Raw genomic sequence first — 14,482 nt, forward strand, 5'->3', positions numbered from 1 at the left:
CCCGAGAAGGGTTCCCTCCGTGCGCCTGCGTACCGCCGAACTCTGTGAGTGCGTCCTGCTCTTCCTCGTCCGGCTGCTGCTCCCCGCCCAGGGGCGGCACCGCGCCGCCGGGCCCGTCCGGCGGGAGCCGGCCGTGCCGCACTCCCCGCCGCCCCCGCGCCGGCCCGAGGAGCCCCTCCTCATGGACACTCCCCTCGTACGGCCGTACCTCGCCGCCCTGGAGGTCTCCGCATGAGGCTGCTCCCCTGGACCGGTGCAGGCGGCAAGCCCTGTTACCTCAGCACCGACGATCCGAACAGCCCGCTGTCCCGGCTCGCCGACGACATCGAGGCCGCGCAGCTGGCCGACGCCGAGAAGGTCCTCGCAGGGGCACGAGCCGTGCTCGACGACCCCGGGGCCGGCGAGCACGCCGTCCGTTTCGCGCTGGTCAGGGCCGTGGAGTCGCTGGGTGACACACTCCGCGTCGCGGTCAGCCGCAGCGGGCGCGCCTAGTGGAAACCGAGCAGTCCGCGAGAGTCGACGGGGACTCGGCGAACATCAGGCACAGCGCCGGCTCACAGGATCCGGCTCTCATACAGCGTTCAGCCGCCCACCGAAAGGCCCGACCCCGTCACCCGTACCCGGATGCCGTTCTCCTCCACCCGGACGTCCCGCAGCCGCACCTCCCCCTGCTCCGGCGCGGGCAGTTCGAAGGCCAGGGAGAGGCGGTCGGCCAGGGCCGGGCGGGTCAGGTCCGAGAGGGAGTCGAGGAGGCCGGGGTCCAGGCCGAGGCGGCGGAGGACCTGGGGGTTGTCCAGTGCCAGGTCGATGAGGTTGAGGCCCTGGGCCTGGCGCGCGAAGCGCGGTGAGCCGGTCAGCTCGGTGAGCTTGCCGTCGTCGGCGAGGGCCTCGCGCACGGTCGCCTCGGGCACACCCATGCGCTGCACGACGGCCGGGACCGACAGCAGCGCCTTGGCCTTGCGGGTCTCCCGGGCGAGGTCGGCGGTCCCCTTGCGGGTCAGGTGCAGGCCCTGCGAGGGCCGGGTGCCGGGGCGGTAGGTGGCCAGGTCGCCGATGTCCAGGCGCATGTTGCCGATCTCGGTGGCGATGCCCCGCTCGCCCTGCCGCCGGATCGTCGCCTCGGCGCGCAGCCGCAGGTCGTGCCCGGCGACGGGCAGGGTGCCGTCGGCCCGGACCCGGTCGCGTCCCTCGCCGGTGAACCTCATCCGGGAGGCGCCGAGTTCCCGGTTGAGGTCGGCGAAGGAGAGCTGGACCTCCCCGTCGAAGCGGGGCACGCTCGCGCCGCGCACGGCCGTGATTCCGTCGGCGTCCAGCCGGATGTCGTGGGCCGTCGCCGACACCTTCGCCAGCGAGACGCGGTCGGCGGCGACGTCCGGCACGGTCACGCTCACCGACTCCAGCCGCTTGTCGGCGAGTTGGGTGAGGAAGGGAAAGCCGCCGATCTTCACCTCGGGCGCGGCCGCCAGGTCGAGGCGGTCCTTGAGGGTGTCGGCGGCGCGGTGCTCGGCGTAGAGGACGGCCCAGCGGTCGGCGAGGGCGGTGAAGGAGGCCAGGACGGCCAGGCCGACCACCGCCTTCACCGCGAGCGGCAGCCCGGCGAAACGATTCTTCCTACGGCGCCGGCCGCCCCGCCGGTGATCCGGCGGGGCCCAGGCGTCCTCGGTGCCTTCCTCGCGTTCCTCCGTGAGGAACTCCCCCGGAGGGGTCGCCTCCAGAGGCCCGTCGTCGAGGGTGCCGAGCTCCTCGTACGGGTTCGGACGGGGATGCGCATCGATGCGGTGGGGGGTACGCATCGATCCATCCGACCATGCGTACCGCCCCTGCCCGCAACCCGAACCCGGGGTATGCGATCTAGTTCACCACGGTGATCCGGTCGGCCTTCGGCGGCGCGATCGGGTTCGACGCCGAGGAGTTGGCCGTCAGGTACTGCTCCAGCGCGGTCAGGTCGTCGGCGCCGACGACGTCGTTCGTGCCCTGGCCGAGCGTCGGGAAGCCGTCGCCGCCGCCCGCGAGGAAGCTGTTCGTCGCGACGCGGTAGGTGGCGGCCGGGTCGATGGCCGAGCCGTTCAGCTTGATGCTGTCGGTGACCACGCGGTCGGCACCGGACTTGGTGAGGTCCAGCGTGTACGTCAGACCGGCCGAGACCTGGAGGATCTTCGGCGCGGCCGCGTTCGGGCCGGACACCTGCTCCTTGAGCGCCTGGATCAGCTGCGCGCCCGTGAAGTCCTGGAGGTTCACGGTGTTGGCGAACGGCTGGACCGTGAAGCCCTCGGCGTAGGTGACGACACCGTCGCCCTCACCGGCCTTGGCCGCGTAGGTCAGCGGGGCCCGGATGCCGCCCGGGTTCATCAGCGCCAGGTCCGTCTCCGGGTCCAGCTGCTTGCCGTGGGCGAGCTGCGCGTCGGCGATGAGGTCGCCGAGCGGGGACTCGGTGCCGGTGTTGCCGATGTCGCCGGAGATGTAGCCGATGGCCCGGTTGCCGATGGGCGCGGCCAGGGTGTTCCACTTGCCGATGAGCTCGGTCATGTCGGGCGCCTTGGGGACGTCCCGGGTGACCACGCGGTTCGCGGACTTCACCGCCGTACGGGCGATGTCACCGGTCAGGCGGTCGTAGGTCAGGGTGGTGTCGGTGTAGAGGCGGCCGAAGGACGCGGCCGAGGTGACCATGCGCGGCTTGCCCGCCGGGTCGGCGATGCTGCACACGTACGCGCTGTGCGTGTGCCCGGTGACCAGCGCGTCCACCTGCGGCGTGACGTTCTTGGCGATGTCGACGATCGGGCCGGAGACGCCGTCGCCCGCACCCGGGGCGTCACAGTCGTAGTTGTACGACGTCGACGCCGGGAAGCCGCCCTCGTGGATGAGCGCGACGATCGACTTCACGCCCTGCTTCTGGAGCACCTTGGCGTACTTGTTGATCGTCTCGGTCTCGTCCTTGAAGGACAGGCCCTTGACGCCCTCGGCGGAGACGATGTCCGGGGTGCCCTCCAGGGTCACGCCGATGAAGCCGACCTTGACGCCGTTCTTCTTCCACACCCAGTAGGGCTTGAGGATCGGCTTCTTCGTCTTCTCGTCAAGGACGTTGGCGGCGAGGTAGGGGAAGTCGGCGCCCTCGAACTCCTCGTCCGAGTAGCAGCCGTCCTTCGGGTGGCAGCCGCCGTTCTGCAGACGGCCCAGCTCCTTGGCGCCCTCGTCGAACTCGTGGTTGCCGACGGAGGTGACGTCGAGGTCGAGCTTGTTCAGCGCCTCGATGGTGGGCTCGTCGTGGAAGAGCCCGGAGATCAGCGGGGAGGCGCCGACCATGTCGCCGCCGGCCGCGGTGATGGAGTACTTCTCGCCCTCGCGGGCCTGCCGCAGGTGCGTGGCGAGGTACTCGACGCCGCCCGCGTCGATGGTCTTCGTCGTGCCGTCCGGCTGCTTCTCCGTGACGCGGCCGGAGGAGCCCGCCGGCGGCTCCAGGTTGCCGTGCAGGTCGTTGAAGGACAGCAGCTGCACGTCCTGGTAACGGCCGGGCCAGTGCCCGCCGGTGCGCTGGTCCTCGTCCGCGGTCGCCGACCCCGGCAGCGCGGCGGCGGCCAGCGCGCCGACGGTGACGACTCCGGCGGCGAGAGCGAGGAAACGGTTCGTACGGCGTCTCCGGCGCTCCGGATGCGCCGGTGAAGTGGCTGGCATACGCCCCCCTGAGGGTCTGCTGGGACAGTGATGTCGTCCGGCGCAGCCTAGAGTCAACGCGCGTAGCGCGACAGGTGTTTCATGGTTACATCTGGGTTGCTTCTTTGCCGCCGATTTGCCGGTGCCGCCCCGTACCCTCGTACGCATGACCAGCGACGACACCGTACGGCCCGGCCACCCCCGCTCGATCGAGACCCTTGCCGCGCTCTCCGCGGAGCAGACCGAGGCCGTGCTCGGACTGCTCGACGAGGCGGCCCGGACCGACGGGCAGCAGGCGGTGTCCGAACAGGGCCGGTTGCAGCTGCGCGGCGGCGAGCGGGAGGGCGTGTCCCATCTGCTGCTCACCGCCGGCGGGGAACTTGTCGGTTATGCGCAGTTGGAGGACACGGACGAGGTGGAGCCGCCGGCCGCCGAGCTGGTCGTGCACCCCGGGCACCGCGGCCACGGGCACGGGCGGGCGCTCGGCTCGGCCCTGCTGGCGGCCTCCGGCAAGCGGCTGCGGGTGTGGGCGCACGGCGGGCACTCCGCCGCCCGGCATCTCGCACAGGTCCTGGGCCTGACGCTGTTCCGCGAACTGCGGCAGATGCGACGGCCGTTGACCGACTTCGACGCACCCGAGCCGGTGCTCCCCGAGGGCGTCACGGTCCGCACCTTCGTGCCCGGCCGGGACGACGCGGCCTGGCTCGCGGTGAACGCCGCCGCCTTCGCCCACCACCCCGAGCAGGGCTCCCTGACCCAGCGCGACCTCGACGACCGCAAGGCCGAGCCGTGGTTCGACCCGGCGGGCTTCTTCCTCGCCTTCCGCGGTGACGAACTCGTCGGCTTCCACTGGACGAAGGTGCACGCCGAGGAGGGCCTGGGCGAGGTGTACGTCGTCGGGGTCGCCCCGGGCGCGCAGGGCGGCGGCCTCGGCAAGTCGCTCACCACGATCGGCCTGCGCCACCTGGCGGACCAGGGCCTGCCGACGGCGATGCTGTACGTCGACGCCGACAACAAGGCGGCGGTGTCGGTGTACGAGCGGCTGGGCTTCAGCACGCACGAGGTGGACCTGATGTACCGCACGGAGACCTGAGCCACGCCGACGACGACCGGCCCGCGGGTGCGGCGCGCCGCCGAGTCCCACTCGCCGCCCCGGTCCGCCTCCGCGACGACGGCGCCCGCCGGATGCCGGCCCGGGGCATCACGGGGCAGTGGTCGCCGGCGAGCTGGACGAGGACCGCTTCCGCCAGATCATGACGCGGGGCGAGGTCTGGCCGGCGGAGGCCGGAGGGCGGCGAGGTCGGACTCGGCGGCTGGGCGGACCCGGGTCCGGCTGGGCTGTCCGGCGGGCAACGCGCCGCTCAACGCCTCTTGCGCGGAAGCGGGTTATCGGGTCGTGGGCCGCAAGGGGAGCAAGCCGCAGCCGGGCGGGCCGCCCAAGTTCTTCACGCTGCTGGAGAAGCGGCTCGGGTGGGCGCCGGGTCCGCCCAGGGCGGTCGCCAGAGCTCGCCCTCGGGGGGTCGGGGGCGGGTCGCCGTCAGGTAGGTGCGCAGGGCCGCCAGACCGGGGTGCGGGTTGCCGGCGCGCCAGAGCAGGGAGTGCGGGTAGACCGGGGTGGGGTCGCGCAGAGGGACGAGCCGCAGGTCGTGGCCGACGGGCCAGACGTGCGGGGTGCGTTCGCTGAGGACCGTCGCCAGGGCCGGGGAACCGGCGATCGTGTCCAGGAGCGCCTCCAGGCCGAAGTTGGGCCCGATGGTGTCGACGGCCGGACCGAACGCGGCGGCGAAGGCCTCGTAGTAGGCGTGCCACTCGGTGCCCGGCACGTTGCCCGGCATCCAGATGCGGTGCCCGGCGAGCTGCGCGGGCGTCACGGACGCGGCCCGGGCGAAGGCGTGGCCGGGGCCGACGCACAGGCTGAGCGGCTCGTCGAGGACGGGCAGGGCCTCGATGCCGTCGGGCAGCCGGTACCCGGGCATGGTGACGGCGCGGAAGGTGGCGTCGACCGCCCCGTCGCGCACGGCGGTCACGGCCGTGTCGACGTCGAACAGCGTGACGACGTCCAGCGCCGTGTGCGGATGGGCCCGGTGGAAGTCCTGCACCAGTCCCCCGGTGGCGGCCCGGCGCCCCACGACGTCCACGCGCAGGGCCCGGTCCCCCGGGCGCACGGCGGCCACCGCCCGCTCCTCCGCGCTCAGCAGGACCCGGGCGTGCGGCAGCAGCGCCTGTCCGTCGATGGTCGGTTCCGCGCCGCGCGGGGTACGGACGAACAGCCGGACCCCGAGGTCCTTCTCCAGCGCGGCGATCCGCTTGGACACGGCCTGCTGGGTCAGGCCCAGGTCCACGGCGGCCTTCTGGAACTGCCCGGCGTCGACGACCGCGACGAAGGCCCGCACGGCATTGAGATCCACGACGGCACCTTACGGCTCCCGGACACCGCGGTGGCCCTGGACGCCTGGAAGCCCGGAGGCCCTGCAGCGGGGAGGCCCTGACGCCCGGAGCCCCGGAAGCCCCGGGCAGGGCGGCCCCGGGGCACCGGTCGTTCGCCGGTCGTCAGCGGGCGGGGCGCCATGCGCCGCGGCGTAGTGGCTCCCGGGTGCAGAGCATGCCCGCCAGTGCCGCCGCGGCCAGCAGGACGGCCCACCGGTCGTGCGCCGCCGCCCACCGCTTGTCCTCCACGGCCACGAACAGCGCCCAGCGTTCGGGCCAGAGCAGCAGCGCCAGTACCGCCGTGGTGAGCAGTCCGCCCGCCACCGGCAGTCCGGGCCGGGTCACCTCGGTGAAGCGGACCACGGCCGCCGCGGCGGTCACCGCCAGGACGAAGGCCGCCCCGGCCTCCAGCGTGAGGTCGCCGACCGGGGGCCGCACGTCCGGCGGTACGAGCAGCAGCGCCACCGTCCACCAGGCCGCCGCCGCCGGGACGACCAGGGCCGTCCGCAGGGCGACGCGGACCGGGCGCGGGGTCGGCACGGTGGCCGTGGTGTGCCGGGCCGGGTCGTCCAGGAGGAACACCAGCCCCAGCGCGAAGGCCAGGACCGCGGCCCGCAGCAGGGGCAGCGAGAGCCGTTCCCCCGTCTCCCCGGTCCGGGTCAGCGCGGCGAGCAGCAGCCCGGCCCCGCCGGCCGCACCGACCGCTCCCCACGGCAGGGTCCGGTGGACGGGGACCAGCAACTGCCGGTTCACAGGCACTTGTCCTCCCCCTCGGGTGCCGGCAGGCCCAGCAGCTTCGCGGCCCCGGCCGCCGTCACCCCGGGCGCGGTCAGTTCGGCCCAGTGCGCCTTGACGCGTGCCGTGGCCTCGCCGCGCGGCAGGTCGAGCAGATCGCGCAGCACCTGGGTCTGGGCCTCGGTCATGAAGAGGCCGTTCGTGGGCTGCAGGACGGAGTCGGAGCCCGTGATGGTGTCGTTGAGGCGGACCCGGCGCAGCGCGTCGAGCGGCTCGGACTCCCAGCCGACGGCCAGCCACATCACGGGGACGATACGGCCGTCGCAGATCGAGGTCGCGGTCTCCTCGTCGCCCGCGATCAGCACCGCGGCGACGGCGGCCGAGAACTCGGGGACGCGGTTGCCGCCCCACTGGGTGCCCACGGTCACCTCGTACGGGCGCTTCAGGGACTCCAGGGCGGCGTCACCGGAGAGGCCGTACCGGGCGTCCACCCGCTGCCGTACGACGACGGGCCGCTCGTGGGCGGCGCCCCCGGCCAGGGACCGCACCCCGGCCACCACCCGGGCCCACTCCGCGACCCGCGGCTCCCACTCGGGATAGGCGCAGTACGTGGACCCGTCCCGCCGCACGCAGGTCTGCACCTGCTCCGGGTGCACCGAGGCCCGCTCCCGTGCCTTCGCCAGCGCGGGGGACACGCCGCCCGACTGGCCCGTCGCACCCACCGTCGTCAGGGCCAGCGCCCCCGCGAGAGCGGCGAGGAGGACCGGCTTGCGGCCGCCCGTCACGAGCAGCGCCAGCAGCCCGAGGCTCAGCGCCAGCCCGGTCAGGTACAGGGCGTGCGAGGCGGCGGGCCGGCCGATCAGGTCGGTGGGCAGCGTGTTGGTGCTCGCCTCGCCGACGACGGGCATGAGCCACTGCGTCCCGCCGTCGCCCGTCCCGGTGCTCGCGACGAACAGGAACAGGCAGAACACGATCAGCAGCGGGGCCACGAGAGCCGACCGCACCAGGCCCGCCACGAGCAGCCCGAGCAGGCCGAACAGCAGCACCGTCAGCGGCCCCACGAGGAGTTCGGCCACCGACCCGTGCCCGACGGCTCCCGGCCGCAGCGCCTCCCGGCCGAACTGCACGGCCACGCACACGGCGGTGACCAGCGCGGCGGCCAGGGCCGACAGGGCATGGGCGGCCGTACGGCGCCACGGCGGCAGGACCAGCACCGCGAAGTGCGCGTCGGTGCCGTGCCGGTGGGAGCGCAGCGCGGCGTGGTTCACACTCAGCAGGACCGCGAGGCCGACCAGCAGCGGGGTGCCCTGGGTGGCGCGGTCGGCGTCCTGGAGGGCAGGGAAGTCGCCCCAGGCCTTGTCGCCGCGCCATACGGTCCAGCCGAGGTACAGCGCGAAGGCGAGGAGCACCGGCACCCGGGTCAGCAGCCGGCGGGACTCGAACAGGGCGAGGGCCCACACGGCCGCCCAGGAGCCGCCGGGCTCGGTCCGCGTCTCGGCCACCATCGGTTTCTGAGCCACCGCGGTCATGCCGCCACCTCCGCACCGGCGCCGTCGAGCGTGAGCAGGTAGCCGTCCTCCAGGGTGGGTTCCAGCAGGTCGGCCCCGTCCGGCGGATCCCCGACGTTCCGGAAGGAGCCGGTCCCGGTGCGCCAGCCGGCCCGTGCGCCCGGGTCGCGTTCCGTACTGCTCCACACCCGCCCGGCGGCCCGCGCGGTCAGCTCGGCCGGGGTGCCGTCGAACCGGATCCGGCCGCCGGCCATGACCAGCACACGGTGGCAGAGCATCGCCACGTCCTCGGTCTGGTGGGTGGACAGCAGCACCGTGCGCCCCTCCCCGGCCCCGGCGATCAGCTCCCGGAACCGCATGCGCTGTTCGGGGTCGAGACCGACGGTCGGCTCGTCCAGCACCAGGAAGCCCGGGTCCCCGACGAGGGCGGCCGCGAGGGCGACCCGCTGCCGCATCCCGCCGGACAGCTTGCGCATCCGCTTGCCGCGCACGTCCGCCAGGCCCACCTCGTCGAGTACCCGCCGCACCTCCCGGTGCCGGACGCCCCGGTCGGTCATCTCCTTGAGGATGGCCACGTAGTCGACGAACTCGAAGGCGGTGAAGTCCGGATGGAACCCGGGCGTCTGCGGCAGATAGCCCAGCCGGCGCCGCACCTCCTGCCGTCCCCGGGCGGTCGACGGGTCGTGGCCGAGCACGGTGAAGGCCCCCTGATCGGCGGGCAGGGCGGTGGCGAGCACCCGCAACAGGGTGGTCTTCCCGGCCCCGTTGGGCCCGAGCAGCCCGGTGACGCCGCCGGTCAGGCGCAGCGACACGTCGTCGAGGGCGCGGGTACCGCCGTAGCGGAGCCCGATCCCGGAGGCGGACACGGTGGGAGTCATACGGCACGTCCCTGGAAGAGGTCGAAGCGGTCACGGAGGAGGAACAGCAGCCCGGCGGCGAGCGCGGCGACCACCGCCGCCACGCCCTGCCCGGCCGGGGTGAACGGCGCGAGCGGCACATCGGCCCCGGCCCGCACCGCGTGGGCCAGCATCAGCAGGCCGATCCAGGCGCCGCCGACCAGCGACGGAGCGAGCACCGGCCCGAGCCGGGGGGTGAGCGCGAGCCCGGTCGCGGTGAGCGCCAGCGCGGGCAGCAGCCAGGCCAGGGAGTGCAGCCCGTAGGCGGGCAGGGCGAGGGTCGCCAGCCCGTTGAGCCCGAGCACGACGGTCAGCACCGCCACGGTCCGGATCATCAGCAGCCGGAAGCCGTGCATCGGCGCGACGACGGCCATCTCGTACGTCGGGTCCAGCGCGGGCCCGTACGACAGCGCCACCCCGGCCAGGGGCAGCAGCGGCGCGAGGGCGAGGAAGAGGGTGGGGGACTCCCCGGTGCGCACGGCGTGTCCGGCGGCGACACCGAGCAGCAGCACGGCGACGACGGCCCCCAGCCAGGACCGCCGCAGCACCGGCGCCGCCATGAGCAGCCGCGCGGTGTGCCCGGCCACCCCGAGTCGCACCAGCAGCCCCTCCAGCAGGCCCGGGCGCGGCACGTCCAGCTCGGCGTCGAGCCGCTCCCACCCCGCGTCGAGGGCGACCGGGTCGGCGGCCTCGGCCAGCGCCGCGCGGCAGCGGTCGCAGGAGGCCAGGTGCGTGTCGGCGGACCAGAGGGCGGGCGCCGCCAGCTCGCCGTGCGCGTAGGCGCGCAGATCGTCTTCGGGTACGTGCCAGGTCATGCCAGTGCCTCCCGCAACTGCCTGCGGGCCCGCATCGCCCGCGTCTTGACCGTCCCCGGGGGGATCCCCAGCAGGACGGCGGCCTCCCGGGTGGTCAGCCCGTCGATGACGGTCGCCTGCAGCACCGCGCGCAGCTCCGGCGACAGCCGGACCAGGGCCCCCGCGAGGTCCCCGTGCTCCACCCCGGCGAGCACGCGCTCCTCGGCCGAGGCCTCGTCCCGGTGCCGCAGCCGTGCCAGGGCCTGCCGCAGCCGGCCCCGTGCCCCGTCGCCCCGCAGGGCGTCCACCAGCCGCCGCGACCCGATGCGCCACAGCCATCCGGCGACGTCCCCGGAGCCCTCCTCCCGGTAGCGGGCCTTGCCCCGCCACACCGCCAGGAAGGTCTCCTGCACGACGTCGTCGACGACGCTCGTATCGGCGCACCGCCCCCGCAGCCGGGCCCGGAGCCACGGCGCGTAACGCCGGTACAGCTCCTCGAAGGCGCGCCGGTCGGCGTCCGCCGCGACGGCCCGCAGCAGCTCCCCGTCGCTTCTCGTTTCGCTCACGTCCCCTCATCGGACCGACCGACCCGAACGGTTCACGAAAGCACGCCCGAATCTCGGCCCGACCGGGACGGAGGGCCATGCCGACTCCGGGACGGAGGCCCGGCCGAGTCCGAGACGGCGGCCCGGCCGAGTCGTGGCGCCCGGCCGAGACATGGCGCCCGGGCCGAGACATGGCGCCCGGGCCGAGACGCGGCGCCCGGCCGAGCCGGGGAGCGCGTGGTACGCCGTGCCGGGCGAGGCCGCCCACAGCCTGTGGACAAGCCGTCCCGGCCACCCGCCCGGGCCCGCGGACGCTCGCGGGCCGCCGCCCGCTATCCCGCACGTCATGTCTCCGTAACCATTGATTCAGACGAGCTTGCGACGCTCGGCCAATGAATCCCGCCGTGCCAGAGCCTTCCCCGCCCCGCGAGGGGCCCGAGGGAAACGGGAGCACTCATGTGACACCCCCGCTCCCGCCCGCGCTGTCCGACGCGCCTGTGATGCTCGCGGCGCGGAAGAATGGATCCATGAGCCAGCCGAAGACCCAGGCACAGGTCCAGCACGCGCAGCCCTCCGTGGGCTCCATAGCAGCCCACCGGCCGCACACGGTGGCGGCGGTGGTCTCCGATCTGGAACCCGACATCGACGCCGACCTCGACGGATACGAGGAGTCGCCGTACGACGGGCCCGAGCTGCCCCAGGGCCGCTTCCTCGACCGGGAGCGCAGCTGGCTCGCGTTCAACGAGCGCGTCCTCGAGCTCGCCGAGGACCCGAACACGCCGTTGCTGGAGCGGGCCAACTTCCTCGCGATCTTCGCCAGCAACCTGGACGAGTTCTTCATGGTCCGGGTGGCCGGTCTGAAGCGCCGCATCGCCACCGGCGTGGCCACCCGCTCCGCCTCCGGGCTGCAGCCCCGCGAGGTGCTGGAGATGATCTGGGCCCGCTCCCGCGAGCTCATGGCCCGGCACGCCGCCTGCTACCACGAGGACGTCGCCCCCGCCCTCGCGGAGGAGGGCATCCACCTGGTCCGCTGGAGCGAGCTGCAGGAGAAGGAGCAGGCCCGCCTGTTCACCCTGTTCCGGCACCAGATCTTCCCCGTGCTGACCCCGCTGGCGGTCGACCCGGCGCACCCCTTCCCGTACATCTCCGGCCTGTCCCTGAACCTGGCCGTCGTCGTGCGCAACCCGGTCACGGGCCACAAGCACTTCGCCCGGGTGAAGGTGCCGCCGCTGCTGTCCCGCTTCCTGGAGAGCTCCCCGGGCCGCTACGTCCCCATCGAGGACGTCATCGCCGCCCACCTGGAGGAGCTGTTCCCGGGCATGGAGGTGCTGGAGCACCACGCCTTCCGCCTCACCCGCAACGAGGACCTGGAGGTCGAGGAGGACGACGCGGAGAACCTGCTCCAGGCCCTGGAGAAGGAGCTCATGCGGCGCCGCTTCGGCCCGCCGGTGCGCCTGGAGGTCGAGGAGTCCATCGACCGCGAGGTGCTGGACCTGCTGGTGCGCGAGCTGAAGATCAGCGAGGCCGAGGTGTACCCGCTGCCGGGCCCGCTCGACCTCACGGGCCTGTTCCGCATCGCCTCGCTGGAGCGGCCGGAGCTGAAGTACCGCAAGTTCGTCGCCGGCACCCACCGCGACCTCGCCGAGGTCGAGTCGGCGTCCGCGCCGGACATCTTCGCCGCGCTGCGCGAGCGGGACGTGCTGCTGCACCACCCGTACGACTCGTTCTCCACCTCCGTGCAGGCCTTCCTGGAGCAGGCGGCCGGCGACCCGGACGTCCTCGCGATCAAGCAGACCCTGTACCGCACCTCCGGCGACTCCCCGATAGTCGACGCGCTCATCGAGGCCGCCGAGTCCGGCAAGCAGGTCCTGGTCCTGGTCGAGATCAAGGCCCGCTTCGACGAGCACGCCAACATCAAGTGGGCCCGCAAGCTGGAGGAGGCCGGCTGCCACGTCGTCTACGGCCTGGTCGGGCTGAAGACCCACTGCAAGCTGTCGCTGGTGGTCCGCCAGGAGGGCGAGACACTGCGCCGCTACAGCCACGTCGGCACCGGCAACTACCACCCGAAGACGGCCCGCCTGTACGAGGACCTCGGCCTGCTCACGGCCGACCCGCAGGTCGGCGCGGACCTCTCGGACCTGTTCAACCGCCTCTCCGGCTACTCGCGCCGCGAGACCTACCGCCGGCTGCTGGTCGCCCCGAAGTCGCTGCGCGACGGCCTGGTCTCGCGGATCACCAAGGAGATACAGCACCACCGCGCGGGGCGGCCCGCGTACGTCCGCATCAAGGTCAACTCGATGGTCGACGAGGCCGTCATCGACGCCTGCTACCGGGCCGCCCAGGCGGGCGTGCCGGTCGACATCTGGGTGCGCGGCATCTGCGCGGTGCGCCCGGGCGTCGCGGGCCTGTCGGAGAACATCCGGGTCCGCTCGATCCTCGGCCGCTTCCTGGAGCACTCCCGGGTCTTCGCCTTCGGCAACGGCGGCGAGCCCGAGGTGTGGATCGGCAGCGCCGACATGATGCACCGCAACCTCGACCGCCGGATAGAGGCCCTGGTCCGGGTCACCGACCCGGCCCACCGGGCGGCCCTGAACCGGCTGCTGGAGACCGGTATGTCCGACTCCACCGCCTCCTGGCACCTCGGCCCGGACGGCGACTGGACCCGGCATGCGACCGACGCGGACGGCCAGCCCCTGCGCAACGTCCAGGAGATGCTCATAGACGCCCGGAGGCGCCGGCGTGGCACAGCGACACCTTGACCCGACGGATGCCCGGCTCAGCTCCGTCGGGACCGCCCCCACCGGCGACGCCCTCGCGGGCTACCTGCGGGACCAGGCCACGGAGTTCCTCCGCGCCCTGCGCCTGCACCGGGAGACCGGGTCGGGGGCGAACGGCTCGGAAGCGTCCGCCGAGGCGGCCCGCGCGCTGCGCCGCTCCGCCCGCCGCATCAGCGCCAGCCTGCACACGTTCCAGCCGCTGCTGGACTCGGACTGGTGCGAGAGCATGCGCCCTGAGCTGGCCTGGGTCTCCGGCACGCTGGCGATGGAACACGCGTACACGGCCCGTCTGGAACGCCTGCTGACGGCTCTGCACCGCCTGTCGGGGTCGACGGCGTTCCCGGCCCAGGCGACGGGCCGGGACACGACGGCGGGCCCGCGGGCCGACGCCGACGCGAGCGGCCGTGCCGCCGGGGCGGCCTCCGCCCTGCCGAACACGGCACCCCGGGACGCCGGGCCGCGCACGCCCCCGGCCGCGGCGCCCGAGCGCGGCAACCTGACCGTCGGGGCGGCCAAGGCGGGCGCCCTGCTGGACCGCCAGCTCACCCTCGCCCGCACCCGGGCCCACTCCACCGCCCTGCAGGCCCTGGGCAGCAGCCGCTTCCACGCCGTCGCCGACAAGGTCGCGGTGCTGGCCAGCGAGGTCCCCCTCCTCACCACGGCCGCCACCAGCGACCTGCGGCCCCACGCCACGGCCGCCGAGGAACGCCTCACCGACGCCGTGACCGCCCTGCCCCTGGTCACCGCGGGCAACCCGTACAACGCCGCGGCCCTCGTCCACGGCCTGTCCCCGGACACGGTCCCGCACCCGCAGGACGCCCCGTGGCACCAGGTCCGCCTCCTGCTGCGCCTGCACCGCTACGCCCGCGAGGCCCTCACCGGCCCCAAGGGCAACGCCGCCGTCGATCTGCGCCTGCTCTCCGCCGGCCAGGCCCTGAACCGGCACCGCGACGCCTCGGAGGCGGCGGCGGCAGCGGCCCAGGCGGCCCGCACGCCCAGGATCGCCCCGGCCACGGCGTACGCCCTCGGCGTGCTCCACGCCGACCAGCGGCACGAGGTGGAGGCGGCACGTTTCGCGTTCCAGCAGGCCTGGCAGAAGGAGACGGTCAGCGCGTCCTGACCGGCACGGCACCCGGAAGGCGGTGAACACCG

At 74.1% G+C, this 14,482-nt stretch carries 13 protein-coding genes; 5 read left to right on the top strand and 8 right to left on the bottom strand.

All coding sequences use genetic code 11. The features are described 5' to 3' along the window. Window positions 1-19 precede the first annotated feature (19 nt). On the top strand, window positions 20-235 hold the full coding sequence (locus CHR28_RS23575; RefSeq protein ID WP_094055679.1) for a hypothetical protein: 216 nt from the start codon (window positions 20-22) through the stop codon (window positions 233-235). After that, window positions 232-492, top strand: a complete 261-nt coding sequence (locus CHR28_RS23580; RefSeq protein WP_094055680.1) for a hypothetical protein — start codon at window positions 232-234, stop codon at window positions 490-492. The genes CHR28_RS23575 and CHR28_RS23580 overlap by 4 nt, the downstream gene beginning before the upstream one ends. A gap of 89 nt (window positions 493-581) precedes the next feature. Here CHR28_RS23580 and CHR28_RS23585 read toward each other — a convergent pair whose 3' ends face one another. After that, entirely contained in the window at window positions 582-1,793 is a 1,212-nt protein-coding gene (locus CHR28_RS23585; protein WP_094055681.1) for an LmeA family phospholipid-binding protein, read from the bottom strand. Window positions 1,794-1,851: 58 nt separating this feature from the next. Continuing rightward, window positions 1,852-3,669: a bifunctional metallophosphatase/5'-nucleotidase gene (locus CHR28_RS23590; protein ID WP_094055682.1), complete on the bottom strand. Its 1,818-nt coding sequence runs from the start codon at window positions 3,667-3,669 to the stop codon at window positions 1,852-1,854. Window positions 3,670-3,814: 145 nt separating this feature from the next. On the opposite strand from CHR28_RS23590, the gene mshD reads away from it, so the two are divergent. Then, the gene (gene mshD, locus CHR28_RS23595; RefSeq protein ID WP_094055683.1) at window positions 3,815-4,741 is read left to right on the top strand and encodes a mycothiol synthase; all 927 of its coding nucleotides are present in this window, start codon (window positions 3,815-3,817) and stop codon (window positions 4,739-4,741) included. A 352-nt stretch (window positions 4,742-5,093) separates the two neighbouring features. Here the strand turns inward: mshD and CHR28_RS23605 are convergent, their stop codons facing one another. The 6 genes from CHR28_RS23605 to CHR28_RS23630 all read right to left on the bottom strand — a co-directional run bounded on the left by CHR28_RS23605 (window position 5,094) and on the right by CHR28_RS23630 (window position 10,574). Then, entirely contained in the window at window positions 5,094-6,056 is a 963-nt protein-coding gene (locus CHR28_RS23605; RefSeq protein WP_094055684.1) for a LysR family transcriptional regulator, read from the bottom strand. Window positions 6,057-6,198: 142 nt separating this feature from the next. After that, on the bottom strand, window positions 6,199-6,834 hold the full coding sequence (locus CHR28_RS23610) for an ABC transporter (protein ID WP_256984368.1): 636 nt from the start codon (window positions 6,832-6,834) through the stop codon (window positions 6,199-6,201). Further along, a complete protein-coding gene (locus CHR28_RS23615) occupies window positions 6,825-8,339 on the bottom strand; it encodes an ABC transporter permease (RefSeq protein ID WP_094055685.1) in 1,515 nt (504 codons plus the stop codon). The genes CHR28_RS23610 and CHR28_RS23615 overlap by 10 nt, the downstream gene beginning before the upstream one ends. Continuing rightward, complete coding sequence (locus CHR28_RS23620) at window positions 8,336-9,196, bottom strand: ABC transporter ATP-binding protein (protein ID WP_094055686.1); 861 nt, start codon at window positions 9,194-9,196, stop codon at window positions 8,336-8,338. Before CHR28_RS23620 ends, CHR28_RS23615 begins: the two co-directional genes overlap by 4 nt. After that, on the bottom strand, window positions 9,193-10,029 hold the full coding sequence (locus CHR28_RS23625; protein ID WP_094055687.1) for a hypothetical protein: 837 nt from the start codon (window positions 10,027-10,029) through the stop codon (window positions 9,193-9,195). Before CHR28_RS23625 ends, CHR28_RS23620 begins: the two co-directional genes overlap by 4 nt. Then, entirely contained in the window at window positions 10,026-10,574 is a 549-nt protein-coding gene (locus CHR28_RS23630) for an RNA polymerase sigma factor (protein ID WP_094055688.1), read from the bottom strand. The genes CHR28_RS23625 and CHR28_RS23630 overlap by 4 nt, the downstream gene beginning before the upstream one ends. A gap of 371 nt (window positions 10,575-10,945) precedes the next feature. On the opposite strand from CHR28_RS23630, the gene CHR28_RS23635 reads away from it, so the two are divergent. Both CHR28_RS23635 and CHR28_RS23640 read left to right on the top strand, forming a co-directional pair. Next, entirely contained in the window at window positions 10,946-13,312 is a 2,367-nt protein-coding gene (locus tag CHR28_RS23635; protein WP_094055689.1) for an RNA degradosome polyphosphate kinase, read from the top strand. Then, the gene (locus CHR28_RS23640; protein WP_094055690.1) at window positions 13,293-14,450 is read left to right on the top strand and encodes a CHAD domain-containing protein; all 1,158 of its coding nucleotides are present in this window, start codon (window positions 13,293-13,295) and stop codon (window positions 14,448-14,450) included. The genes CHR28_RS23635 and CHR28_RS23640 overlap by 20 nt, the downstream gene beginning before the upstream one ends. Window positions 14,451-14,482 lie beyond the last annotated feature (32 nt).

The organism is Streptomyces sp. XY006 (assembly GCF_002237655.1).
Taxonomy (GTDB): domain Bacteria; phylum Actinomycetota; class Actinomycetes; order Streptomycetales; family Streptomycetaceae; genus Streptomyces; species Streptomyces levis.

Bases quoted from the DNA above. Each gene is read 5' to 3' on its own strand.
- CHR28_RS23580 (WP_094055680.1), top strand. From the start codon at position 232: ATGAGGCTGCTCCCCTGGACCGGTGCAGGCGGCAAGCCCTGTTACCTC.
- CHR28_RS23585 (WP_094055681.1), bottom strand. From the start codon at position 1,793: ATGCGTACCCCCCACCGCATCGATGCGCATCCCCGTCCGAACCCGTAC.
- CHR28_RS23590 (WP_094055682.1), bottom strand. From the start codon at position 3,669: ATGCCAGCCACTTCACCGGCGCATCCGGAGCGCCGGAGACGCCGTACG.
- mshD (WP_094055683.1), top strand. From the start codon at position 3,815: ATGACCAGCGACGACACCGTACGGCCCGGCCACCCCCGCTCGATCGAG.
- CHR28_RS23615 (WP_094055685.1), bottom strand. From the start codon at position 8,339: ATGACCGCGGTGGCTCAGAAACCGATGGTGGCCGAGACGCGGACCGAG.
- CHR28_RS23620 (WP_094055686.1), bottom strand. From the start codon at position 9,196: ATGACTCCCACCGTGTCCGCCTCCGGGATCGGGCTCCGCTACGGCGGT.
- CHR28_RS23625 (WP_094055687.1), bottom strand. From the start codon at position 10,029: ATGACCTGGCACGTACCCGAAGACGATCTGCGCGCCTACGCGCACGGC.
- CHR28_RS23635 (WP_094055689.1), top strand. From the start codon at position 10,946: ATGAATCCCGCCGTGCCAGAGCCTTCCCCGCCCCGCGAGGGGCCCGAG.